At 62.6% G+C, this 25,290-nt stretch carries 17 protein-coding genes and 1 pseudogene; 9 read left to right on the top strand and 9 right to left on the bottom strand.

Features of this window, described 5'->3' with window-relative positions; genetic code table 11:
* Positions 1-392 precede the first annotated feature (392 nt).
* Complete coding sequence (locus AADW18_RS02190; RefSeq protein ID WP_337341703.1) at positions 393-1,340, bottom strand: AraC family transcriptional regulator; 948 nt, start codon at positions 1,338-1,340, stop codon at positions 393-395.
* A gap of 858 nt (positions 1,341-2,198) precedes the next feature.
* On the opposite strand from AADW18_RS02190, the gene AADW18_RS02185 reads away from it, so the two are divergent.
* The 9 genes from AADW18_RS02185 (at position 2,199) to AADW18_RS02145 (ending at position 15,827) form a co-directional block, all read left to right on the top strand.
* Positions 2,199-3,719 (top strand): alpha-L-fucosidase, encoded by a 1,521-nt coding sequence (locus tag AADW18_RS02185; protein ID WP_337341702.1) that lies wholly within the window; start codon positions 2,199-2,201, stop codon positions 3,717-3,719.
* A gap of 105 nt (positions 3,720-3,824) precedes the next feature.
* Positions 3,825-5,429, top strand: coding sequence for a beta-xylosidase (locus AADW18_RS02180; protein ID WP_337341701.1), 1,605 nt, complete (start codon positions 3,825-3,827; stop codon positions 5,427-5,429).
* Between the two features lie 46 nt (positions 5,430-5,475).
* Entirely contained in the window at positions 5,476-6,684 is a 1,209-nt protein-coding gene (locus AADW18_RS02175) for a glycoside hydrolase family 27 protein (protein ID WP_337341700.1), read from the top strand.
* Positions 6,685-6,701: 17 nt separating this feature from the next.
* Positions 6,702-9,302 (top strand): glycoside hydrolase family 2 TIM barrel-domain containing protein, encoded by a 2,601-nt coding sequence (locus AADW18_RS02170; protein WP_337341699.1) that lies wholly within the window; start codon positions 6,702-6,704, stop codon positions 9,300-9,302.
* A gap of 521 nt (positions 9,303-9,823) precedes the next feature.
* On the top strand, positions 9,824-10,741 hold the full coding sequence (locus tag AADW18_RS02165) for an alpha/beta hydrolase (RefSeq protein WP_337341698.1): 918 nt from the start codon (positions 9,824-9,826) through the stop codon (positions 10,739-10,741).
* Positions 10,738-11,208, top strand: coding sequence for a cupin domain-containing protein (locus AADW18_RS02160; protein ID WP_337341697.1), 471 nt, complete (start codon positions 10,738-10,740; stop codon positions 11,206-11,208). Before AADW18_RS02165 ends, AADW18_RS02160 begins: the two co-directional genes overlap by 4 nt.
* Before the next feature lie 10 nt (positions 11,209-11,218).
* Positions 11,219-11,830, top strand: coding sequence for an isochorismatase family protein (locus tag AADW18_RS02155; protein ID WP_337341696.1), 612 nt, complete (start codon positions 11,219-11,221; stop codon positions 11,828-11,830).
* A 287-nt stretch (positions 11,831-12,117) separates the two neighbouring features.
* The gene (locus tag AADW18_RS02150) at positions 12,118-15,174 is read left to right on the top strand and encodes a triple tyrosine motif-containing protein (RefSeq protein WP_337341695.1); all 3,057 of its coding nucleotides are present in this window, start codon (positions 12,118-12,120) and stop codon (positions 15,172-15,174) included.
* On the top strand, positions 15,174-15,827 hold the full coding sequence (locus AADW18_RS02145) for a response regulator transcription factor (protein WP_337341694.1): 654 nt from the start codon (positions 15,174-15,176) through the stop codon (positions 15,825-15,827). The genes AADW18_RS02150 and AADW18_RS02145 overlap by 1 nt, the downstream gene beginning before the upstream one ends.
* A 126-nt stretch (positions 15,828-15,953) precedes the next feature.
* Here AADW18_RS02145 and AADW18_RS02140 read toward each other — a convergent pair.
* The 8 genes and pseudogenes from AADW18_RS02140 to AADW18_RS02105 form a co-directional block, all read right to left on the bottom strand.
* Positions 15,954-16,679 (bottom strand): annotated as a pseudogene (locus tag AADW18_RS02140) (acetate kinase); the annotation flags it as partial.
* 18 nt (positions 16,680-16,697) lie between these two features.
* The gene (locus tag AADW18_RS02135) at positions 16,698-17,072 is read right to left on the bottom strand and encodes a hypothetical protein (RefSeq protein WP_337341693.1); all 375 of its coding nucleotides are present in this window, start codon (positions 17,070-17,072) and stop codon (positions 16,698-16,700) included.
* Positions 17,069-18,664, bottom strand: coding sequence for an AarF/UbiB family protein (locus tag AADW18_RS02130; RefSeq protein WP_337341692.1), 1,596 nt, complete (start codon positions 18,662-18,664; stop codon positions 17,069-17,071). The genes AADW18_RS02135 and AADW18_RS02130 overlap by 4 nt, the downstream gene beginning before the upstream one ends.
* Before the next feature lie 8 nt (positions 18,665-18,672).
* Positions 18,673-18,963: a hypothetical protein gene (locus AADW18_RS02125; RefSeq protein ID WP_337341691.1), complete on the bottom strand. Its 291-nt coding sequence runs from the start codon at positions 18,961-18,963 to the stop codon at positions 18,673-18,675.
* Positions 18,963-21,431 (bottom strand): xylulose 5-phosphate 3-epimerase, encoded by a 2,469-nt coding sequence (locus AADW18_RS02120; RefSeq protein WP_337341690.1) that lies wholly within the window; start codon positions 21,429-21,431, stop codon positions 18,963-18,965. Before AADW18_RS02120 ends, AADW18_RS02125 begins: the two co-directional genes overlap by 1 nt.
* Positions 21,431-22,339 carry a ribose-phosphate diphosphokinase gene (locus tag AADW18_RS02115; RefSeq protein ID WP_337341689.1) on the bottom strand — a complete coding sequence of 303 codons (909 nt, stop codon included), beginning with the start codon at positions 22,337-22,339 and terminating at the stop codon, positions 21,431-21,433. Before AADW18_RS02115 ends, AADW18_RS02120 begins: the two co-directional genes overlap by 1 nt.
* A complete protein-coding gene (locus tag AADW18_RS02110) occupies positions 22,336-23,847 on the bottom strand; it encodes a thymidine phosphorylase family protein (RefSeq protein ID WP_337341688.1) in 1,512 nt (503 codons plus the stop codon). Before AADW18_RS02110 ends, AADW18_RS02115 begins: the two co-directional genes overlap by 4 nt.
* The gene (locus AADW18_RS02105; RefSeq protein WP_337341687.1) at positions 23,844-25,232 is read right to left on the bottom strand and encodes an MBL fold metallo-hydrolase; all 1,389 of its coding nucleotides are present in this window, start codon (positions 25,230-25,232) and stop codon (positions 23,844-23,846) included. The genes AADW18_RS02110 and AADW18_RS02105 overlap by 4 nt, the downstream gene beginning before the upstream one ends.
* Between the last annotated feature and the right edge of the window lie 58 nt (positions 25,233-25,290).

The raw sequence follows: 25,290 nt of genomic DNA, 5'->3' as shown, positions 1-25,290 counted from the left end.
AAACCGCTACGCCATGAATCATTTCGTTCCTCAGTCGCGTACGCGCGGTCTCGACTTCCGATGATTTCAGATTGGTTTCGACCACCTCGCCTCACAGAGGCAACGTGAGCGAGATTGGGGAAGCTGGGGATCGGATTTCGCTTTTGCCTCCCCCTTTTTAAAAAGGGGGATTGGGGGGGATTTGCTGTTCGCGCGAAGAGTAAATCCCCGGTTGCCTGCGGCACCCATCGCCCTTTTACGCAATCAACAGCCGAATAGCTGGTCAAGGGGCATTCCATTCCCCGTTCCTGCTTGAACCTTGCTACCAAGCCAGCATCAGGAGCTCGCGAGCCCAAAGGGTGCACCGCCGCGATCGTTACTCGGCATCTGGCGTCGCTGGGCGGCTGGGGCTTTCAGGCCGCTGCAGCCCTGAGGTTCGTTACGCTGCGCTTCGGTGAAATCCCGAACATCCTCGAGTACTCGCGACTGAATTGCGACGCGCTCTCGTAGCCGACCTGATAGGCGGCCTCCGCCACCGTCGCCGTCCCCGCCACCAATAAGCGGCGCGCCTCGAGCAGGCGCAATTGCTTCTGGTACTGGAGCGGCGTCATCGAGGTCAGCTTCTTGAAGTGCTGGTGGAACGACGACGGACTCATCCATGCCGCGTCCGCCAGCTGTTCGACGCGCAGCGTGCGGGTAAAGTTGTCGCGCAGGAAATGGATCGCCTTGGCAATGCGCTGCATCTGGGTTTCCGGCAAGGCGAGCTTGCGCAGTTGACCGCCGTGTTCGCTGCTCAGCAGCCAGTAGCAGATCTCGCGCATCACCGAGGGATAAAGAATCTGTATTGCCTTCGGTGTCTGCGTCATCCTGACCAGACGCAGGACGCATTCGGCCAGCGGCGCATCGACCTGGGCGACGAATACGCAAGGAGCGAGGTCGTTGTCCGAAACAGGCAGCGTGTCGACCTGTTCCAGCACCTCCCGCAGCATCGCCACGTCGAAATCGATGACGACGCCGAGGAAAGGCGCGTCAGGACTGGCTTCGATGACGCGCCCGCAGGCTGGCAACTCCATGCTGACGACCAGGCACTCCATCGCGCCGTAGACCAGCCTGTCTTCACCGTAGAGGATCTCCTTCGTGCCCTGGATCACGATGCAGAGCGACGGTTGGTAGACCCTGCGGACCGGCATCACTTGCTGGAAGGAGCGGATGATGTTGACGCCGCTGACCGGCGTGCAGAAGAGGCCTTGTCCGCCCCCGTGCGATTCGACGTATGCAGTGACCTCGGCGTAAAGCGGCGAAGGTACGCGAGTTCCAACCTCGTCTCGAGGCAAGTTATCGGAAGCTGTCCAGTTTGCCATTGTCTTTACCGTGCAGGGGTGGGGAGGGGGGTTTTTGAAAGCGCGCTTGTCGCAGGCCGGAAAAACGGTATCCAGGCCGTTTTAAGACGGCTTTAAGCGACGCGTGCGTCCGGTACCCCGTATAGAAGACTTTCAGAAAACCGCCGGCTCGCCCTGCGTCCGGCCGAGCGAACGCTATCCTTGATCACCATCCGGCCGAGGCTGGCTGGTTCCATTGGGGCTGCCGACCTGGCTTATTGGGAGCGGGCGTGGAACGCCGGCCATACTGCCGCGGCGAAGCGCCCGTGATCCGTTTGAACGCCGTGCTGAACGCGCTTTCGGATTCGTAGCCGAGAGACAGGGGAGATAACGGGATCGCCGGAGTTTTCCAGCTTGTCTCCTGGCAGCAGCATGCGCCAGCGCGTCATTCCATCGGCGAAGTTCCTATTGTTTCCCTGAACTTCTAAGCGGACCCGAGCCGCGACATGCAGGCGCGCTCTGCCAGTGTCTGCAATGTCCAGCGATACGCCGGATCGGCATGAATGACACCGATGGCTGCTTGTCCGCTATCCCGAAAAGCGATCCCGTACCGTCGGCCAATCCTTGTCTCACATCAGTGTACGTGCCCGGATCAGCGTCATGTGGGCCAGATGCTGAGCGATCAAACTCCGTGCACCTATATCAATTCGCATATAGATGATGATGTTTCAATCATTTGTGACATATCCCCGCAGCCCGCAGAATCGGGAGAGCGCCCACCGGCGCCCCCAAGGCGGCCCTCGCCGCCACGCCACATGACAACGTTCAAATGGTGAGGAGAAAAGCATCATGGTAAGCAGGCGATCCTTGTTGGGAGCACCGTTATGGGCTGCGGTCGGTATGAACGCCGTCGCACAGGCGCATCAGGAGGGCGCAGGCAGCCAAGCGCCCACGGCTGCCGGTCAGTTTCCGATCGCCAGCGGGCCGTTTCAGCCAAGTGTGGAATCGCTGAAGACTTACCAGACGCCGGCGTGGTTCCGCGACGCCAAGTTCGGTATCTGGGCGCACTGGGGGCCGCAAGCCGTCCCGCGTTCGGGCGACTGGTACGCGCGCTTCATGTATGTCCCCGGGCATCCGCACTATGCCCATCATGTGAAGCATTACGGACATCCATCCGAGTTCGGTTACAAGGACATCATCCCGCTGTGGAAGGCGGAGAAGTTCGATCCGGAAGCGTTGATGGATCGCTATGTCGCTGCCGGCGCGAAGTACTTCGTCAGCATGGGCGTACATCACGATAACTTCGATTTATGGAACTCGCGCCATCATCGCTGGAACGCTCTGGCAATGGGCCCGAAGCGCGATATCGTTGGCGCGTGGCGCGATGCGGCCCGCCGGCGCGGCATGCGCTTCGGTGTGTCCGAGCATCTGGGCGCCAGCCACAACTGGTTCTGGCCGAGTCAGCAGTACGATCAGTTCTGGCCCAAGCTCGGCGTCGACTATGACGGCGCCGATGCCCGATACGCGGATCTCTACCACCCGAAGCACGACGAACCATTCAAGGGGAATCCGGATACCTGGTATACGACCAATCCTGCGTTCCACAAAATCTGGTTCAACCGCGTCCGCGACCTGATCGACTCCTACGAACCGGACCTGCTCTATTCCGATGGCGGCCTTCCGTTCGGGGAAGTCGGACGCTCTCTCGTCGCCCACTATTACAACAGCAGCATTGCGAAGCAGGGCCGCCTTGAGGCGGTTTACAACTGCAAGGCGCTGGGTTCCGGGGAGTTCTATCCCGAAGCCTGCGTGCAGGATGTAGAACGCGGCGTGATGAGCGGAATCAATCCGCGGCCGTGGCAGACCGATACATCCAACGGCGATTGGTTCTTCGCCGACAACGATAAATACAAGACCGCGCCCGACGTCATTCGCATGCTCGCCGATATCGTCAGCAAGAACGGCAACATGCTCCTCAACGTCGCGCTTTATCCCGATGGCAGCCTGCCGCCGGAATCGCAGACCTTGTTGTCAGATCTGGCGAAATGGATGGGCACCAACGCCGAGGCGATTCACGGGACGCGTCCCTGGGCCGTCCATGGCGAAGGGCCCACCGAGACCGCCAGCGGCGCTTTCAAGGAAAGCGCGGCGTACACCGCCGAGGACATCCGCTTCACCGCCAAGGGCGGAGTGCTCTATGCGATCGCGTTGGGCTGGCCACGCGACGGCGTACTGCGCATCGCGTCACTGGCGGAGGAGTCGGCGCTGGCCCCCGGCACCATCGAGCGCGTCGAGGCGCTGGGCTCGGCGGAAAGCCTGTCGTTCGCGCGCAGCCGCAAGGGTCTGGAAGTGCGTCTGCCCGCAGGACTGGCCGGATCGATCGCCGTTGTCCTGAAGATCCGTGGCAATGGATTGGTTTGACGGCTGATGGAAGGGACTTCGACCCGCCTATGAACACTGTGACCAGCTTGATACACGGCCGCGCTCTGCTCAGGTTCCTTTTGGTTGTCGCGTTGGAGAAATGAGATGCAAACATTCTTGGGGAATCTGCGACGCATCGGTGTGCCCGTGGTGGCCTTGGCCGCGGCGGCCGCCGGCGTCGCACCCGGTGCGGCCAGCGCCGCCGAAGCTCCGCCACGCGAGATCACGATCGACGTTGCGCGAGCCGAACGGCCGCTGGATAGGTTCTTCGACCTGTCGGTCGGTTCGGATTTCCCGGGTACGTTGATACGACCGGACAGCCAAGCGCACCTGAAGCTGGCTGTCGATGAACTTGGCTTCCGCTACCTTCGATTCCACGACATCTTCCACGATGTGCTGGGCACCGTGCGAGTGGTCGACGGGCGTACCGTGTACGACTGGACCAAGATAGACCAGCTCTACGACGATCTGCTTTCGAAAGGAATCAAGCCCTTCATCGAACTAGGCTTCACGCCCAAGGCGATGACCACGTCCGAGCAGACCATCTTCTACTGGAAGGGCAATACGTCGCATCCGAAGTTGGAGCCCTGGCGCGATCTTATCGATGCCTTCGTTCGCCATTTGCGCGAACGCTACGGGGTCGCGGAAGTGCGGCACTGGTATTTCGAGGTCTGGAACGAACCGAATCTCGACGGGTTCTGGGAACGAGCCGACCAGCAGGCCTATTTCAAGCTCTACGAAGTCACGGCCAAAGCGATCAAGGCGATCGACCCCACGTTGCAGGTCGGCGGACCGGCGACTGCCGGCGCCGCATGGGTTCCGGAATTCCTGCAGTATGCGCATAAGAATGGCGTTCCCGTCGATTTCGTGGCGACGCACAGCTATGGCGTCGATGGCGGCTTCCTGGACGAAAAAGGCGAAGCCGACACCAAGCTTTCGCCTTCCCCCGATGCGATCGTCGGCGACGTGCGCAGGGTCAGGCAACAGATCAGCGAATCGCCGTTTCCGTCGCTGCCGCTGTACTTCACGGAGTGGAGCACAAGCTATACCCCGCGCGACGCGGTGCACGATTCGTATGTCAGCGCACCCTATATCCTCAGCAAGCTCAAGGCGACGCAGGGCCTCGTGCAGGGGATGAGTTACTGGACGTATACCGATCTGTTCGAGGAGCCAGGCCCACCGCCGACTCCGTTTCACGGTGGCTTCGGACTGATCAACCGCGAAGGCATCCGCAAACCCGCGTTCTTCGCCTACAAGTATCTGCATGCACTCCGCGGCAAGGAAATTCCTTCCGCCGATGCCGAGTCGCTGCTGGCGACGGACGGGACGACCACGTCGGCATTGATCTGGAACTGGGAATATCCTCAGGGAAATATCAGCAACCGGCCGTTTTACACCAAGCTGGTTCCCGCTTCGCCGGTACCCGCGGCGCGGCTTTCATTCAAACGTCTCGTGGCGGGCGCGTACCGGCTTCAGGTCAAGCGCACTGGGTTTCGCGCCAACGACGCGTACTCGGCCTATATCGAGATGGGTGCTCCGGCTTCCCTGAGCGACGATCAGCTCAGCAAGCTGCGCGAACTGACGCGCGATCTGCCGGAGACCGAGCGCAGCATCGAGGTCGGACCCGCCGGCGAATACACGTTCGAAGTTCCGATGCGCAGCAACGATGTCGTGCTGGTGACGCTGACGCCGGAGCCGGGTACTCGCTGACAGCGCGAGATCCAGACGCTATCCATCCCTTCACAGGATCCTTCGCATGCTCCATCTTCTCCGACACGCTGCGCTTGCCGTCACTTTGCTTGGCTGCGCCGCCGCAGCACCCGCGTACGCCCACGAGACGCTCAAGCTCGACGCCCCCAAGCCCGTCCTCGCGGCTACGCCGCCGATGGGCTGGAACTCGTGGAACAAGTACGCCTGCAATATCGATGAGGCACTCGTGCGCCGGCAGGCCGACGCGATGGCGGCCTCCGGCATGAAGGACGCCGGTTATCAGTACATCATCATCGACGACTGCTGGCAGAAGAGCCGCGATGCCGACGGCAACATCGTTGCCGATCCCGAGCGCTTCCCCAGCGGCATCAAGGCGCTGGCCGACTATGTGCATTCGAAGGGATTGAAGTTCGGCCTGTACTCCGACGCCGGCGCACTCACTTGCGGCGGTCGCCCCGGTAGCGCCGGCCACGAGTTCCAAGACGCGCGCCAGTACGCCAAGTGGGGCGTCGATTACCTGAAGTACGACTGGTGCTACACCGGCACCCGCAACGCCGAGGCCGCCTACACCATCATGGCCAAGGCACTTCGCGAGTCGGGGCGCGACATCGTGTTGTCGATCTGCGAATGGGGCGACAACCATCCCGAGCGCTGGGCGCAGCCGGTGGGCCACCTCTGGCGCACTACCGGGGACATCTTCGACGCATGGGAGGGCAAGAAGAACTATTCGCTCGGCATGACCAACATCCTCGACTTGCAAGTGGAGCGCTGGCGCCACTCCGGACCCAACGCCTGGAACGATCCGGACATGCTGGAAGTAGGCAACGGCGGCATGACGACCACCGAGTACGAATCGCACTTCTCGCTCTGGGCGATGCTGGCGGCGCCGCTGATCGCCGGCAACGACCTGTCGGCGATGGACGCGGACAGCCGCCGCATCCTCACCAATACCGACGTCATCGCCGTCGACCAGGATCCGCTGGGCCAGCAGGCGCGGCGCATCTGGAAGCAAGGTGACCTTGAGATCTGGGCGCGCCCGCTGAAGGGCGGCGAGCATGCGGTGGTGTTGTTCAACCGCGGCGACGCACCGGCCGAAATGAAGGTGAGTTGGGAACAGCTCAACCTGCCGGCGGGTTGGAAGGCCGACGTAAAGAACCTGTGGAGCAAACAGGTTTCGAAAGGCGTGCGCGGCAGCTACAGCGGCACAGTTGCCTCGCACGGCGTGATCATGGTGCGTCTCACGCCATTGCTCTGATGCGGCGGACCAGCGGCATGAAGAACTTTATGCAACTTGCGATGGCCGTGTGCATGGGCCTTCTCGCCAACTTTGCCTGCGCGGCCCCGCGCAGCAGCGAGGTGATCAACCGCAACTGGATCTTCACGCTCGGCAACCCGCCGGGCGCGCAGGCAGTTGATCACGACACCGCGGCCTGGCGTCGCGCAGACCTGCCGCATTCGTTCTCGGAACCGTACTTCCTGGGTACCGGCTTCTATGTCGGCCACGGCTGGTATCGCAAGCAACTGGAAGTGCCGGCTGAGGCGATCGGCAAGCGCATCACGCTTGAGTTTGACGGCGTGTTCCAGGACGCCGTGGTCTGGGTCAACGGACAGAAGGCGGGCCGCCACGTCGGCGGCTATACCGGCTTCAGCGTCGATATCACCCCCTACGTGAAGGCGGGCGGCAACTTGCTGGCCGTGCACGTCAACAACGAGTGGAATGCGCGTGTGGCCCCGCGCGCTGGCGAGCACCAGTTCTCCGGCGGCATCTACCGCAACGTGCGCCTGGTTGTCACCGACCCCGTGCACGTGGCCTGGTACGGCACCTTCGTGACCACGCCGCAGGTGTCTGAAGAACGCGCCGCGGTGCGCGTGCAGACCGAGGTGAGGAACGACCGCAACGACCGCGCCAGCACACCGGTGAAAGTGGAACTCGTTTCCGAGGTGCTCGACGCCGACGGCAAACAGGTCGTGGTGCAGCGCAGTCAACGCATGGTCCCAGCCGCCGCTACTGTGACTTACGAGCAGACCCTGCCCGAGATCGCCAAGCCGCGGCTTTGGTCGCCCGACCGGCCTTATCTCTACACGCTGGTGAGTCACCTGCACGTCGACGGCGAAACAGTCGATCGCTACCAGACGCCATTCGGTATCCGCACCGTCGAATTCACCGCCGACCGCGGCTTCTTCCTCAATGGCAAGCACCTGTACATGATCGGCACCAACGTTCACCAGGACCACGCCGGTTGGGGCGACGGCGTGACCGACGGCGCGGCGCGACGCGACGTGCAGATGGTCAAGGACGCCGGCTTCAACTTCATCCGCGGCTCGCATTACCCACATTCGCCGGCCTTCTCCAAGGCCACCGATGAGATCGGCCTGCTGTTCTGGTCGGAAGCGCCGTTCTGGGGCATCGGCGGCTTCGGCTCCGACGGCAGCTGGCTGTCCAGTGCCTACCCACCTGACCCGGCCGATCGGCCCGAGTTCGAGGCCAGCGTGCTGCAACAGGCGGAGGAGATGATCCGAATCCACCGCAACCATCCGTCTATCGTCATTTGGAGCGCCAGCAACGAACCGTTCTTCACCGTGGGTGAGGCGATGGCACCGATGCGCGATTTCCTCAAGCGCCAGGTGGACTTCATGCGCCAGGTCGACCCGACGCGGCCAGTGGCCATTGGCGGCGCGCAGCGTGGCGAGATAGACAAGCTGGGTGACGTGGCCGGCTACAACGGCGACGGCGCCACGCTGTTCCTGGACCCCGGCATTCCCTCGGTGGTGTCGGAGTATGGCTCTACGATGGTCGACCGCCCCGGCGCCTACGAACCCGGCTTCGGCCTCATGCCCGATACCCCGGACCAACAGGCCAACCCCAAGCCCTATTCGTGGCGCTATCCCTGGCGTTCGGGCGAGGCGTTGTGGTGCGCTTTCGACCATGGCTCCATTGCCTCGGTCGAGTTCGGCTCGATGGGTTTCATCGACTACTTCCGCCTGCCCAAACGCCAGTACCACTGGTATCGCGAGCACTATCGCGGCATTGCGCCACCCACCTGGCCGGTCGAAGGCAAGCCAGCGCAGTTGCAATTGGCCGCCAGTCAGACGCAGATCCGCGGCGCCCAGGGGCTGGACGACGCGCATCTGGTGGTGACCGTACAGGACGACGCGGGCAGGGCGCTGAGCAATTCTCCCGACGTGGCGCTGACCATCGTCAGCGGTCCCGGCAAATTCCCCACCGGCCGCAGCATCCACTTCAGCAACACCTCGATGGTCGCCATCCGCGACGGCCAAGCCGCGATTACGTTCCGTTCCTACTTCGCTGGTCAGAGCGTGATCGAGGCGACCTCGCCTGGCCTGAAGCCGGCGCGCATCACGGTCACGACCACAGGACCCGACCTTTTCGTGCCCGGCGTCTCGCCGCTGGCTCCGGACCAGCCGGTCATCACCTACCCGCCGATCACCCGCAAGGCGCTTGCGGGCGACCCGATCAACGTGACCAGCAGCCGGCCCACCGCAACCAACGGTGCCGCGCCCGGCCATGCCGCGCCCTTGGCCAACGATGGTCAGGACGACACGTGGTGGCGGGCCAGTGCCAAGGACGGCGCCGCCTACTGGCTCGTCCATCTGGAGAACGTGTACGCGCTGCATTGGCTGTCGGTGCTGATGCCCGACGATCGCGGACCGGATTTCGTCGTCGAGATCAGCAAGGATGCCCGCCGATGGCAACAGGTCGCCGAAGCCAAGGGCGGTCGCAAGAAGCACGAGATCGCGCTGTTCGAAGGCGGGAAGACCGCGGCCTTCCTGCGCATCCGCTTCCCCGCCGTGACGCCCGAGCACCCGGCCATGCTCAGCGAGGTGCGGGTGTTTGCCAAACCGGCGGACTGATCCGGCAGGTAATCCAAATGAACTTGCTGCTTTTCTTCTCCTCGGCGCTGACACTCCGGAAGCGGACATCTAGATGGGGCAGGGATTAGGGATGTTTATCGGGAGTAGAGGAGAGCAGCTTCCGACATATAGCGAAAATTGGCATTCGGCGGACTCTGACAACATCAGAGCAGGTCTGCGTGATAACTCAATACGCGGCGTAGGACGCGTGGAGCGCTGGAAGTGGCGGCCATTCTGCAACATCTCCTCGACTTCTTTCCGTTACAGCAGGGTCTGGCATTCCGGCCAACTGTCGGAGCATTACCTGAGGTCCGCACAGCTTGCAGCGGGCTTTGGCTGCTTCCGCGAAGTACTCCAGCCTGCAGGCTTGCGCTGAACGACTTCCAGGCAGAGGCAGACGACAGGTGCGTTATACCCATTCGGGTAATGCGATCAGACCCGGGATGGGATTGGGCACCACCCCGTGCAGCACGATACTGAACTTCACAGTCGTAGAGCCTTACTGGCTCGAAGGAGGCGTGATGTTCAGGTACATGTTGTTGGCAATGGCGCTCTGCTTCTCGGCACCAGCGGTCGCGGAGGTCCCACCGTTTCCTGCTGGATTCCAGTCCCGGGACGTCACCGCGAATGGCGTGACGCTCCACGTGCGTGTGGGAGGGAAAGGACCGGCGGTTCTGCTGCTGCACGGATATGGCGAGTCGGGCGACATGTGGGCACCGCTTGCGGCAGCATTGAAAAACGATCACACGGTCATCGCGCCCGATTTACGAGGGATGGGGCTTTCATCCCATCCAGCCAACGGATTCGACAAGATGACCCAAGGCCGAGATATGCAGGCGCTGCTCGCCGCGCTCGGCGTCGAACGCCTCGACGTGGTGGCGCACGACATTGGCAACATGGTCGCCTTTGCGCTGGCAACCCAGCAGCCGGATCGGATCGGCCGCCTCGTTATGATTGACGCGCCCGTTCCGGGCATCGGCCCTTGGGACGAAATCCTGAAGACACCGATGTTGTGGCACTTCCGATTCGGTGGTCCGGATATGGAGCGGCTGGTCGCTGGCCGCGAGCGGATCTACCTGGATCGGTTCTGGAACGAGTTCTCGGCTCATCCCGACCGTTTCGACGAGCAATCGCGCCAACACTACGCCGCGCTCTACGCCCGCCCCGGCGCAATGCATTCAGGCTTCGCGCAATTCGCCGCTTTCGACCAGGATGCCGTCGACAACCGGGCCTGGCTTGCAGCAGGGAACCGGCTATCCATGCCGGTCTTGGCGCTCGGCGGCGAGAAGTCATTTGGTCCGACCATGGCCGTGGTGATGCGCGCCGCTGCATCGGACGTCACCGAGGGCATTATCCTGGACTCCGGTCACTGGATTATGGAAGAGAATCCGCAGGCAACGGTGAGCCGGGTCGTGTCGTTCCTGGGAGATGAACAGTGAGCGCGCGCGCGCTCTGCGCTGCGCTGTGCGGCGCCGCCTTGGCTCTCGCCGCATCGGCCGATACCGGCGGGGGTGAGCAAGCCCGGCTTTCACCGGCCGAGATCGCCAGTCTGGGCAAGGGTGGTGCTGGGCCTGGAACCTCTGGCATCGCGGGCATACGCACGACTGTTCTGTTTGGCGACCCTACCAAGTCCGGCCCCTACACAATAGAGATTCGCGTGCCGCCTCATACCCGGATCGCGGCGCATACGCACCGCGACAGGCGCAGTGCGGTAGTGGTCAGTGGGAGTTGGTACTTCGGTTACGGCACTGCATTGATCGATGATCGTCTCAAACTCCTGCCGGCGGGCAGCTTCTACACCGAGCCGGCAGACGACGCCCACTTCGCGATGACCCGTGCCGAGCCTGCCGTGGTCTACATCAGTGGCGAAGGGCCGACAGACACGCGCTTCACCAAGGTTCACTGAAGGAGCCACCATGACATCCCCGCAAACCATCCGGGATCCGATTAAGGACAGCCTGTTGACGCCGCAGAATGCAGCGCTATTGATCATCGATTTCCAGCCGGTCCAGGTCGCCTCGATCGTGTCGATGGAACGTCGCGAACTGATCGCAAATGTCGTCGCCGTTGCCAAGGCAGCGAAGCTCTATCGCCTGCCTGTTGTACTTTCGACGGTCAACGTCGCGACCGGCCTCAACACGCCGACCATCCGTCAGCTCACGGACGTACTGGGCAAGGTCGAACCCATCGACCGTACTTCGATCAACGCTTGGGAGGACGAGGAATTCGTCGCTGCAGTCAAGGCGACTGGCAGGAAGAAGCTGATTATGGTCGCGTTGTGGACCGAGGTTTGCCTTGCCTTTCCAACGCTTGATGCGCTCAACGAGGGCTTCGATGTCTATCCGGTCGTGGATGCCGTAGGGGGCACATCGATAGCCGCCCATCGCGCTGGACTTGAGCGGATCGTGCAAGCCGGCGCGCGCCCCATTACATGGATACAGTTGGCCTGCGAATTGCAGCGCGACTGGGGCAGGGAAGCGACCAGGGCCGGTTTCGTCGACGTGGTCTTCTCCTCAATCCATCCCTGAACTAGCAGAAGGTGCGACCTAAATGCGGAGGGTGCCATCGGCCAGGCGAACGCCTCGGAGCGGGTGCGCGACATTGTGCTGGTACACGATGCTTATAACGACGGCTCCGGCCGGAATGCGATGCCGTAAGGTCGAACGGTCGCGTTGGGAGCAAACTGATTGTGTCGTTTTCCCCGATAGCGCAGTTCGATTGATAGGGGTAATTGTGGAAATCACAGCCATCTCCAATACTGGCAAGACTGATAGGCCCTTATAGCTAGCGATGAGGCAAAACGGGTGAGAGTACAATGACCCGATCCCGCGCACTCTCGATGGGCCTTGCGCTGCTCCTGGCGGCAGGGTTGTCTTTCGCCGCGTCGATCTCCCATGCGCAGATGTCCCCGCCTGGATTTGAGAGGTTCAAGCATGTGCGGGCCGCTGCGGACGATGGCGCGCCCGATGGCCTACTGCGCATCGCGCAGACGGACGATGGCTATCTGTGGCTCGCTGGAGATTCGCTTTATCGTTTCGACGGCGCCACGTTCGAGCTGGTCGATTGGCCGGAAGGATCGGCGAAGCGACACGCCTCTCCATCGGCGCTCATGGCTGGCAAGCGCGGGGAGCTTTGGGTAGGTTTGCGTGATACCGGAGGCGTGGCCGTCTATCGTGATGGAGCCCTCCGCGATATGCACATGCCCGATCCTCCGCGAGGCTTGGCCGCATTTGCGCAAACGCCTGATGGGACGATCTGGGCGTCTTCGCTTGGACTGGACAAGAGGTTGCAACGCCTGCGCGGTTCCCGCTGGGAACGAGTAGACGAACAGCTGAAGCTGCCACCCGGGTACATCATGGATCTGATCGTTGCCCGCGATGGCGGGCTATGGATCGCGTTGGGTGCCGAAGACGGGGAAAGCGGCGAGCTTGCGCTCCTCGCGCCTGGCGCAGACCGCTTCCGGAAGATGGAGGTACGCTTGTCCGGACGCCCCAAGATCACCTTCGACCGGAACGGAACGTTGTGGGCGTCGGACGCTGCGGGCACTCGCGCGCTCTTCGGCCCCGATGGCGAGCCACCCAACTCGGGCATAGTCTTCCCTGCCGTGCCCGAGGCTTCGAGAGCCGCATTCACGTTTGACAACAATGGAGGGCTTTGGGGCACGACCGGCGCGGTTGGAATATTCCACATTGCGGATCCTCTCTCGCCACGCGGCTCGCCTGCGTCCAGCGTCCGCAGGCTCGGTGCGGCCAATGGTCTTACCTCCGATATCACCTATGCGCCATTCGTTGATCGGGAGAACAATGTCTGGATTACCACCGAGAGTGGGATAGACCAGTTCCGGCACGCAAGCGCGATACAGGATGCGGCGATCCCGGCAGATCCAACGCACGGATTGACCATCGCTAAAGCGCGCGATGGCAGTGCCTACATCGCGTCGCAGCGAACGTTGTTTCATGCACTTCCCGGAAAGGATCCCAAGCCGATCCGGACGCTGCGCAGTGATGAGGTGTCGATGTGCTCCGCCCGCGATGGCGGCGTATGGCTCTTGGAGCGGGGTCGAACCCTTTTGCTCCACGGCTCACAGGCGACCGTCACACCTGGGTATCCAGGTGGTGAATCAAAGATTGCCTGCACCGAAGACGGAGACGGGCGCCTTTGGCTCGGGCTCGCCAGCGGAAAACTCATGTGGCGCGACAGAGATGGCTGGCATGGTGCGAAAGGCGAGTTGGCCAGGCTCAACGTGTGGGACCTCGCCACCACACCAGCGGGTTATCTTGCTTTGATCGTGCCGCCGGATGTTGCCCTCTTGCATGGTAACCGTCTCGAAACCATCCGGCTCGCGCCCACCGGTATCGGCACGCCGTGGGCTCTCTTGCCCGGCAACCTTCCCGGCTCCAGGGATCTCTTCGTCAGCGGAAGCGCCGGACTGATGAGGCTGCGTGGCAACCAATTACGTCAGTTGAACGAGAAGCGCTTCCCATGGATCACGTGGATACGGACGCTGCAGCAAACAGCGAACGGCGAAACCTGGCTTTTCAGCCGAACCGGCGCGTACAAAGTCGCCACAATCGACTTTGATCGCGCCTTCGACGACCCGCAGGCGCTGCTCCCCTACACAAAACTGGATGCCTTGGACGGCTTGGCCAGTACGGTTCAGCGCGGCGGATTCGCGGGCGCGCAAAGCGTTCTGGCAGGGGATGGCAGGATCTGGTTTCTGAACCGGCAGGGCGCGGCATTCCTGGACCCGGGAAATCTGCCTTCGAACAAGCTCGCGCCGCCCGTTACCATTCGCTCGCTCGCCAGCGGGGGCCGCATCTGGCGTGACCCGACGAACGCCGTTCTTGCTGCTGGCACGCGCACCATCGACATCACGTATGCCGGATTGAGTTTCACCGTGCCACAGCGCGTGCGCTTTAAGTACAAACTGGAGGGCGTTGACGAACACTGGGTCGATGCGGGCGCTCGACGTATGGTTTCATACTCAAACCTCGGGCCGGGAAACTATCGTTTTCAGGTGGTGGCCAGGAACAACGATGGCGTCTGGAGCCGGAACGGCGCGGCGCTCAACTTCCAAATCCAACCGACGTTCGTCGAAAGTACGCCGTTCAGGCTGCTGTGCGCTTTTGCACTGTTGGCGCTGCTGTGGTTCGCCTATTCGATACGGTTACGTGCCGTGGCTCGAAGCGTCAGGTTGAGGATGGCTGAGCGGATCGAGGAGCGCGAACGGATCGCCCGCGAGCTGCACGATACACTCCTCCAGGCTATCCAGGCCCTGACCCTTCGTTTCCAGTTGGCAGTTGACGATCTGCCGCCCGGAATGGCAGGTCGTACATCGCTCATCGCGGCAATCGACATGGCTGATCGGGTGATCGCAGACGGGCGCGACCGTGTACGGGAACTGAGGACGCAACAGGAGGGCAATTTCGAACAGGTGATCTGCGATCTGATCGCGCGAACAGGATTCGATCCCGCCGTCGACGTTGCAATTTCGGTCAGCGGGTCGCCGCGCAGATTTGATCCTCTCGCGTTGGAGGAGGTGATCAGTATCGCAGGGGAGGCGCTCAACAATGTTCGACAGCATGCAGCAGCGAGCCGGGTCACTGTCGAAATACGGTTTGATTCGAGCTTCAGACTGCGACTGGCGGATGACGGGGTAGGGATAGATGCGCCCGTCGCCGAAAATGGCAGCAAGGAAGGACATTATGGGCTTATCGGAATGGGCGAGCGTGCGCGCAAGCTTCGCGGTCGCTTGGCCGTGCGCGCTGGCCCCGACGGCGGAACGGAGGTCGTGCTGACGGTGCCGGGGTCTATCGCTTACAAACGAGAAGAACATCGCCCTTCGGGCGCATCGAAAGGTGAGGAGCCCTGATGTCACCTTCAGCTCTGGATCTGTCGCCCATTCGCGTCCTCGTAGTCGACGACCACGTAATGGTGCGCGATGGCATAAGCGCACTTCTCAACCGGCAGACGGACATGGAGGTAATTGGGGAGGCCTCTAACGGGGCTGAGGCTATCGCGATGTTCCGGCAGCTGTCTCCCGATGTAACGCTAATGGATGTGCAAATGCCAGGTGTTGGAGGTGTGGAAGCCATAACGGAAATCCGCCGGATCGCCGCTGATGCACGAATCCTTGTGCTGACGACTTATCCAGGCGGTGCGAACGCTGTCCGTGCGTTACGAGCTGGCGCCGCAGGCTACCTGCTGAAGAATGGAATTCGGTCAGAGCTAATCGACGCGGTTCGTTCGGTTCATTTGGGTCGCCGCGCTGTTTCATCGGATATTGCACACGAGCTTGCGGCGCACGCTCTAGATGAGCCGCTGACCCAACGGGAAATTGAGATTCTTAGGCTGGTTGCGGATGGTTACGCGAACAAGCAGATAGGCATTCGCCTTAATCTTTCGGTCGAAACCATAAAGGCACAACTGAAGACGATATTCAGCAAACTCGGCGTACATGACCGAACGCACGCAGTGACGCTGGCGGCACGCCGCGGTTACATTAACCCTTTCGCATCAGGCTGAAGCTGCCTTTATTTCGGTGCGCGTCTAGTCAGGCGCCCTGTGTTCACCATCCCACGGAAGCTAAGCTTGATTAGGGCTAGTTATCAGAGATAGAAAGGAAGCATCCAAGCGTCATGCGTGCCCTCCTTAGCGGTTGAAAGCTCTCGAGATGACATCTGCCATTTCGAACTCCTCGTCTGCGTGCAGAACAAACGTCCTCACCGTCGCGTCGGTGTGCGAAATATCCGCGGATGAATTCGGATCCAGGTCGCTGTCGACCTTCAGGCCGAGCCAGCCGAGCGCATCGGTCATGCGCTGGCGAATCGTGGCGGCATGGGCACCGACACCACCTGAAAAGCCCAACGCATCAATGCCGCCCATGGACGCTGCCATGGCGGCGATACCTTGTACGACGCCGTCGGTATACACCTCGATAGCGCGCCGGGCATCCTCCGAAGGCGACGCCATCAGCTCCCGCATGTCACCGGATATTCCCGACAATCCTTTGAGTCCGCTTTCCTTCCACAGCATCCGGTCAAGATCGGCTGGCGAGATACCCAGGTTCCGCTGCAAATACAGAACGACGCCCGGATCGAGGGAGCCGGACCGCGTCGACATCGCGATGCCGCCGAGCGGAGTCAATCCCATGGTGGTGTTCACGCAACGTCCATCGCGCACTGCGCATAGACTGCTTCCGCCGCCCAGATGTGCCAGCACGATTCGGCCGCCGGTTAGCTCGGGCGCGATCTTTGCGAGCTGCCGAAGTGCGGACTGGAAAGCCAATCCATGGAACCCATAACGCTTGACGCCCTGTGCATACAAGGAGAAAGGCAGGGGCAGCAGGCGGCGCTGTTCCGGCATGGCCAGATGCCACGATGTATCGAATGCGCCCTAGTGACGGGCGTCTGGCCATCGCTGCATGGCTGCCCTGGCCACTGCCAACGCGGGCGGCTGGTGTAGCGGGGCAAGAGGCGACAAAGCATCCAATTCATCGAACCCGGTTGAAGTCAACTCGAACGGGCTGATGCGGTCTGCACCGTGGACGATCCGGTGGACTGTCCTATCCGGTTCACCCAACGAAGGTAGCTGCGCCACAACGGAAGCAAGGATGTGGTCTGGGTCCTCGGCATCCGTTGTTGATGAGCTGAGCTTGTCCTCCATCGCGACGCGCCCGGTTTCGCGAATTTCACCACTACGCGAGAGCAGGTAGCTGGCCGCTTTAAGGCTGGCGGAACCGACGTTCACCGCGAGTAGAGAAAGACTCATAAGTGCCCAGAACGCGAGATGGCTAATACCAATCGCAAAGAAAGCAGCAGGGAGATTCCGTAAGCCACCAAGGCGAGCAACGGAACATCGCCCCACACCCGTGGTCCAGCGCTGTGCAACATGAGAAGCGACCCGGCGATGTACAGGCCGAGCGTCACCAGCGCCAGGGATAACCGATTGCCGGTGCGGCCAATGTGCAGCTCCAGTTCTTCCAGGCCCCGGTGATGCAGCGACACGCTGGGGCGGCCTTCCTGGCTCTGCGCCTCGCGCAGAAGATCAGCAGCCACGGCGGGAAGGCTGCGCGCGGACCGTGCGATGCGATGCACGAGCGAGCGTTTGCCGGACTGCGCGGCATGGCTGATCGCCGCGGCCAGCGGCTCGCGGCGCAGTTCCAGTTCGGCCAGCAGATCGAAGTCAGGATCGAGAGCGCGGAGCGTGTTTTCAGCGAGGAACAGGGTCCGCATCAGCACCAGTAGATGGCTCGGCAGCCTGAAGTGCTCGCCATGTCCCAGCCGCGCGATACGCCATACCGTTTCCGCCAGAGACCATTGCGACAGGGGCAGGGTGGTCAGCTCGTCCAGGATCCCGCTGATATTGCGGGTGTAGTCGCGCCGGTCGATGGGTGGCGCGAGAAATCCCAGCGCCAAGGCGGCATCCAATGCATCCTCCGCGTCCCCATAGGAAACGGCGTCGAGCATCCGCGCGAATGCGAGCCTCGCGGCAGGGTCGAGGTAGCCGATGGTCCCGAAATCGTGAAAGCACAACCGGCCATCGGCCATCGCGAACAGGTTGCCCGGATGCGGGTCGCCATGGAAAACGCCATCGATAAGCAACTGGTGAAGGTAGGCGTCGAGTAGTTGGCGTGCCGTGCTGCGGCCGCGCTCGCTACCGAATATGCTGCCTACCGGTGTGCCGATGCTGAGTTCTTGCACCAGTGCGCAGGGCGACACATAAGGTTCGATGATGCGTGGCATCGTCGCGCCGGGAATGCCTTCGATAGCGGGCAGCAAGCGGCGCATGTTGCGGGCTTCGTGTTCCATATCGATTTCCGCCAGCAGCTGATGGCCCAGCTCTTCTATCAGCTGCAGCGGCTGCTGCCGGCGCAATGCCGGCCAGATCGCCTGTAACAAACGCGCGAGCAATCTCAGTAATCGCAGGTCCGACCTGACCTGCGCCACCACGCCAGGCCGCCGCACCTTGACCACGACTTGGGTACCGTCGTGCAACAAGGCACGGTGTACCTGGGCCACGGAGGCGGCGGCGAACGGCACAGGATCGAACTGAGCGAACATCAACGCGATCGGCTGGCCGAAGGCCTGCTCCACCGTCTCGATGGCGACTGCCGATTCGAACGGCGGAACCCGGTTATGCAGCTCCTCCAGCGCTTCGCGGTAGCCGGCAGGGAGGACGTCGCGGCGCAAGCTCAGGCCTTGCCCGAGCTTGACGAACGTGGTGCCCAGCCTCTCCAGCGTTGAGCGCAGACAACCAGGCAGACGCTGGGGGGCGCTGCGGTGCCATCGCAGCCAGGCGTACATGAAGCTAAGGATGCCCAAGACGATCTGGAAGCTTCGTGGTAGCCGGGATCGCGGCATGTGAGGCCTCATGTACTTAGAACGACGAGCCAGGCGGCCAGCGACGCCAGCAACACCCAGCACATCCAATAGAGGATGCGGAACGGCCACGATTGCGGTATTCCCTGGACGGATTCGATCCTGTGCTTCCCGTACATGCTCAATGCATGCACGCAACCGCCAACCACCATGAGGCCCACGGCGTAGTTCACCAACGATTCGCCCAACCACGCTCCCGCACCCACGCCCAGGATTAACACGCCCGCAGTGCCCAATAGTTCGACACGCTTCAGCGTGGAAGAGGGCAGATCCGGTGCCATCACGTCGCTCCTGCCTGTAACACCGCGGGGTCGCCTCGGCCTTCGACCGCTGCCAACTCGTCCGGCGCGAGCAGATCGGATGCCTGCAACGACAGCACCCGGCTCGCCGCCGCGACGACGTGCGCCCAGGTCGACCGATTGGCGAACAGCATGCCGTCGATATCCAACGTTCCGCCGTGGTTGATGAAGCCCAGCGCCTCGGTCGTGGCCGGGCCGGTGTCGATACGGCGCAAGGTGCCAAGGAAAGATTCGGGCCGCGTATGCGTGATGAACACCCTGGGCACGCCCGCCGGAAAGGCGACAGAAACAGCATCGTCCGCCAACACCTGCTTTGCCTCCAGATCGTCGCGTGGCGTACGCAGACGGCCAGGTTCGGCGACATACACCAATGCACTGTCGACGCCGCGTTCGTGCAGACGCCGGTGTGCTCTCGTTGCGGCCGTCAGCTGGTAGGCACCGGTCGCGGACAGGATGATGCGAGCGGATACCGGTTCGCCGTCCAGCACCATGACACCTTGCGTGGCGAGGTGTTGCGCCTGCTTCCAGGTCAGTACGTTGGGGACTTCGCGTTTTGGCACGACCATCGCCACGACCCGGCCGTGACTGCGATAGGTTTGTTCGAGCATGGCGACCGCCGTATTCGCATCCGGCGGAAAGACGACGGACACGGCGTCCTGCATTTCACCTGACAACACCTCGGCCAGGGTGGGATCCTGATGGGAGATTTCGTTCTTCGAGTTCTCCCAGGCATGCGATGTCAGCACGACCGGCACCGAAAGCCATCCGGGCGAACGATCCGCACGCACCAACTGGCGCGCGAAGGTGATCTCCTGGCGTAGTGCCCCCAGCATCTTGGGTGCGAACGCCTCGTAGGTCACCACCAGATTGATACCGCCTTTGTTGCCAAGCGCCGCGCAGACCACCGCCTCCTCATTGAGTGCGGTGATCACGCCTCCGGTAGGCGATTCAGCGATACCGGTTTCGGCCTCGTACACCCGGTGCTTGAGCAGGTCGAGCGACAGATCGATGCGGTTGCTGCGCAGCTCGTCGGGATTGCCGATCCGTGGCCGCAACGCGGGATTGGCTTGCACGATCGCACTGAACTGCCGGTCCAGGGCCGCCATCGGCGATGTCTTGGCACCTGCGGCGACGGGCTCGAACGCTGGAATCGTCGGCACCGCGATGTGGCGATTGGCCAAGGCATGGTCGCGCTCGAGCGATCGCCGCTGCGCCGCGTGAGTCGCCAATTGCATTACCGCGTCGCGCAATTCGGCTTCGGCGACAAACAAACGGGACGCCGCCTGGTTGAACTCCGATCTGGCCTCGGCGTCGCGCGACGGGTTGCCTTGCAACGGAAGGTTATGCGCGCGATTGGTGCCCGCACCCGGAAAGCCAAAACCCTTGATGGTCTGCGCGATGCCGTACTGCAGGAGATTGCGGGTGCGGCCGTCGCCACGTGCCGTTGCCGCGACGCTTTGCGCTTGGTGCGATTCCATGTGCCAGATGCCCCACGCGATGCTGGCGGGATCCCGCCCATCCAGGCCGAGAGGCCGGAACCCATTGAGGTGCAGGTGGCGGTGCAGCCAGGATTCGCCGCCCTGCTGATCGATCTGGGTCCGTTGCTCGATGCGCCGGCCATTGAGGATCATCACCGGCGATACCAAACCGGAATCCTGCGGCCGCCACCACCGCGGCGCCCAATCGCTGCCGCGCTGTTCCTCGAAGGCGCCATCGCTGAGAAATGCGACCAAGCGTTCGCCAGGAAGCGGCGCATGGACGTAGTGCAGCTCCGCGAAGCCCAGATACCCACCTTCCTGCATGCTGCCTGCGGTATGCGCGTTGACGTGCGAACCCAACGGCGTCGCGGGGAGGCCATCGGGTCCGATGGCGAAACCATAGAAGTCCGATACCAGCCTCGACAAACCATCATCATGCAAGCCGTAACGCTGCGCATGCGCCGGGGTCATGTTGTCGACAATGACGTTGAGCGCATCGATCGCCGCGACACAGTGGCCCTGGCCCATGAGCCAGCTGCGCGTGTGTCCATCCAATGCGTTCAGCGCCAAGTAGGCGACGTAGCCAGGCACCATGTTCAGGGAGCCGCCAGTGTGGCCCTCCGGGTTCGGCTTGAAGTCCTCGGCAGCGAGCGCCGTGCCATCCAGGCGCACGCGTCGCGCGTAGGTCATGTGCGCCACCAGCCACATCCCGGCACTGGCGATGCGATCGGCTGCTTGCAGTCGTCGGTAACCGGTAGCCGAATCGGGCAGGACGTCGCTATGTACGAGCTCGGCCACCATCGCATGCACCCGGACCTGCGTCAGTGGATCGTGGACGATGACGCCATAGCCGGCTGCCCATTGCGAGAAAGCCGCGTCGTCCGCGCGTCGCGATGCTGCCAAAGCGGCGACGCGATCGCGCTGATCGGCAGTGAGGTCCGCAGCGGTGCAGCAGTTCAAGGGGATGTTCATCAGGCCTCCCGGACGTGGGTGTGTCCGAACAATTCAAAGCAGCCATCCGCCAACGGGCCGGCGATCGACATGGCGTTGGATGCATGGGGTATTGAGTCGGTACTCACGACCCGTGCAGCGCCCGCGATGAGCAACTGTTCGTAGGCATCCGCTGCGAAAACGGCGTGGATGGCGATGCAGAGCGCGCCGGATAAGCCGAGTCGCTGCAGGTGCCGTAACGTTTCGATCACTGTTCGCCCGGAGGAAACGATGTCGTCGACGATCACTGGGCTGTGTCCGCCGATGGATTCGATATCGGGCAGGCTGACCTTCACATCGTGGTCTCCGTACCGTTGCTTGTGCAGGACTTGCCATGGAATGTCGGCAAGGCGCGCGATGTCAGCCACCCACTGTTCGCTTTCGCCGTCGGGTCCGATCAGTACCGCATCTTCGACGTTGTCTCGAATCCATGCGGCCACTACCGGCGCTGCGGCGACCCGAGTAGCGGGGATGCGATACAGCCCGGATAACTCGGGGTTGCGGTGCAGATGCGGATCGACCGTGACTAGCCAGTCGAAGCTCTCTTCAAGGAATCGTGCGTACAGCGGCGCACTGACTGCCTGACCGGGCTGGAACCGCGCGTCCTGTCGCATGTAAGCGAGGTAGGGCGCGACCAAGCCCACGGATCGGGCACCGAATTCGCGCGCCGTCGCTGCGGCAAAGCGCAGCGCGATCGACAGCTCATCGGGGCGATGCAGGCTGGCGATGATCGCGACATCCGCGCCGGACAAGGCATCATCGACAGCAACGAGCGACTCGCCGTCCGGGAAGCGGCGCCACTCCAGGCGGCCAACGCGCGCACGCAGCGTTGGCGCCATCGCGTCGGCGAGACCACGCTGCAAGGGAAACGGAAGCAGGACCCGCTTCATGCGACTTCTCGCAACGTGAAGACGTCGGGCTGCGAAGCTGCGTACGTCAGTGCGTAATCCAGTTCGCCGACGGTCTGCGCATAGACATGGAGCAACGCCTCTCCCGCGCGGAGCACGTCGCCGATGCGCACACGGCAGTCGATCCCTGCGCCCGGGCTTGCCGGAGCTCCGGCAAGTTTGGCGATCTTCGCGAGGCGGCGGTTGTCGATACCAATGATCACACCACCACGCAGCGTGACGACCGGTCGCACATGCACCGCGGCCACTGGCTCGCGGAAGCCACCTTGCGCTTCGCATATCGCCAGGAACTTGCGCAAGCCGGCCCCGTTTTTCAGCAGGTTCTCGGCTTGCGTGCGTCCGTTGCCCGTATTGGCACCAGGCGCCATATCAAGCAGGGCGCCGGCCAGGTCCAGGGCGCGTTCGCGCAGGTCCTTCGGCGCATTGGGCGTGCCGCGCAGGACATCCAGCACATCGCGCGCTTCCAATGCCGGTCCTATGCCATAGCCGACCGGCTGACGACCATCGGTTCGCGCGATCTCCACTTCAAGCCCGACTGCCTTGGCGGTTGCGCGCAAGCGAGCGTCCAGGGAATCGGCGGCGGCATCGGATCGCACCTTCGCCGTCGGTCCCACGGGCATATCGATGAGTACATGCGAGGAGCCGGCAGCGACTTTCTTGGACAGCACGCTGGCCACCAGCTGCCCGTCGCTATCGAAGTCCAACGGTTTCTCCACACGGATCAGCACGTCATCGGCGGGACTCAGGTGCACGCTACCGCCCCAGACGATGCAGCCGTTCTCACGCTCGACGACGCGGCGCATGGCCGCAATGTCCAGCTCCACCGGCGCCATGGCCTCCATCGTGTCGGCGGTACCGGCGGGGGACGTGATCGCACGCGAGGAGGTCTTGGGGATGCGATGTCCCGCCGCGGCGACGATCGCCACCACGATCGGCGTAGTGCGATTGCCCGGCAGTCCACCGACGCAATGCTTGTCGAGCACCGGCCCGGCGCCCCAATCCAGGCGCTGGCCTGACGCCACCATGGCGCGCGTCAGGCCTATGGTCTCGGCAAGATCGAGCCGTTCTCCGGCGCAGGCGGTCACGAATGCAGCCAACTCGATGTCGGTCAGACGGCTGTTCACGGTATCCCGCATCACACCGAGGAAATCCGATTCGGTCAGGCGCTGGCCGAACACCTTGGCCCTCAGCGCCGGAGCGGAAGCGGGCGGATCCGGATGGCTGAAGGCGACCTGTGCATCAGGCGTAGGCGCCAGCGATGTCCAGGCGCTTTCCGACAGCGCGGCGACGTCCAATCCCAACCAGTCGCCGGTCACCACATTGAGGGTGGCAACCAGTTCGCGGTCCCCGCTACGGACAAGAACGCGGGTCAGCGCGGCGAAACCTTCCGACCGACAAACATCGCAGTCGCGGTGCATATAGACGACCGGCTGCTGGTAGGTGTCGATGCCCGCCCTTATCAGTCGCATGCGGTGGCGACGGCTGTTCACCGCAACGCATCCAGCGCGATGCGTTCCAAGTGCTCGGGAACACGCGCCTGCCAGCCAAGCTCATGTTTGATGCGTGCACGCAATGCGTCGGCCGCATCCGGCTCGCCGTGGGTAACGTAGGTCATCAGCGGACTGACGGTAGCGCCTGCCATCCAAGCGATGACCTGGTCGGCATCGGCGTGGCCGGAGAAGCTCTGCAATGCAACCACTTCGGCGCGAATGGAAACCTCACGCCCATACATTCGCAAGCGATCGGCGCCGCCCACCAGCGCCGCGCCGCGCGTACCGCCAGCCTGATAGCCGGTAAGCAGGATCGCATTGCGCGGATCGGGAGCAAACGCCTCTAGGTGATGCAGTACGCGCCCGCCGGTCAGCATCCCGCTGGCGGAGATGATGATCATGGGACCATGACGCCGATTGAGCGCTTTCGATTCCTCCACCGTGCGGACCATCGTCGCCAGCTCGTACATGGCCTGGCATTCGGCGTCGCTCACGTGATGCTCTTCGTGGTAACGGTGATAGATGTCCGTCGCGCTGATGGCCATCGGACTGTTGAGAAATACAGGAACGGGAGGGATCTCGCCGCGTTGGCGCAGACGAGCGATATGCAGCATCACGCCCTGTGCGCGTCCGATAGCGAATGCGGGAATGATGATGACGCCGCCGCGAGCGGCGACGCGGCGAATGATCGGACCCAGTTCTGCTTCGGCGTCGATGCGGGGATGGCTGCGGTTGCCGTAGGTCGATTCGCACACCAGCACGTCAGCCTGCTGAAGCGGTCGCGGGGGACGCATCAGTGGATCGTGAGCCTGGCCCAGATCGCCGCTGAAGTGCACGATCGTTCCACCGACGTCCAGGCTGATCTGCGCCGCGCCGAGCAGATGGCCGGCCGGATGGAAGCGGGCGCGCAGTCCGTGGCCGATCTCGAAGTCGTGATCGAAACCATGGACCGCGAAATGCTTCAGCGATGTTTCCGCATCTTCGGCGGTATATAGCGGCAATGGATTGGCGTGCTTGGAGTAGCCTTTCTTGCGGGCGTATTTGGCTTCCTCCTCCAGCAAGTTCCCGCTGTCGGGGAGCAACAGTTTGCACAGATCCCGCGTGGCCGGCGTGCAGATCACCGTGCCGCGAAAGCCATCACGGACCAGCGCGGGTATGTAGCCAGAGTGATCCAGATGAGCGTGGGTGAGCAGCACCTTGTCGATGGTGTCGGGCCGCACCGGAAATGCGGCCCGGTTGCGCTCTCGCAGCTGCTTATAGCCCTGGAATAAACCGCAGTCGACAAGAATCCGCTTGCCTTCCGATTCGACCAGATAGCGAGAACCGGTGACCGTGCCCGCCGCGCCGAGGAACTGCAGAGAGGGTGGAGCTGCTGCAATGGCCATGTTCAATCTCCGCGGCGCAGTGTGAGAGCGTGGAGTCAGACCGTGTGTTGGCCTGTGC

Source organism: Pseudoxanthomonas sp. CCNWLY206-1 (assembly GCF_039710385.1).
Taxonomy (GTDB): domain Bacteria; phylum Pseudomonadota; class Gammaproteobacteria; order Xanthomonadales; family Xanthomonadaceae; genus Pseudoxanthomonas_A.
The sequence above is the reverse complement of the archived record's forward strand: the minus strand, read 5'-3'. Positions and strand labels throughout refer to the sequence as shown.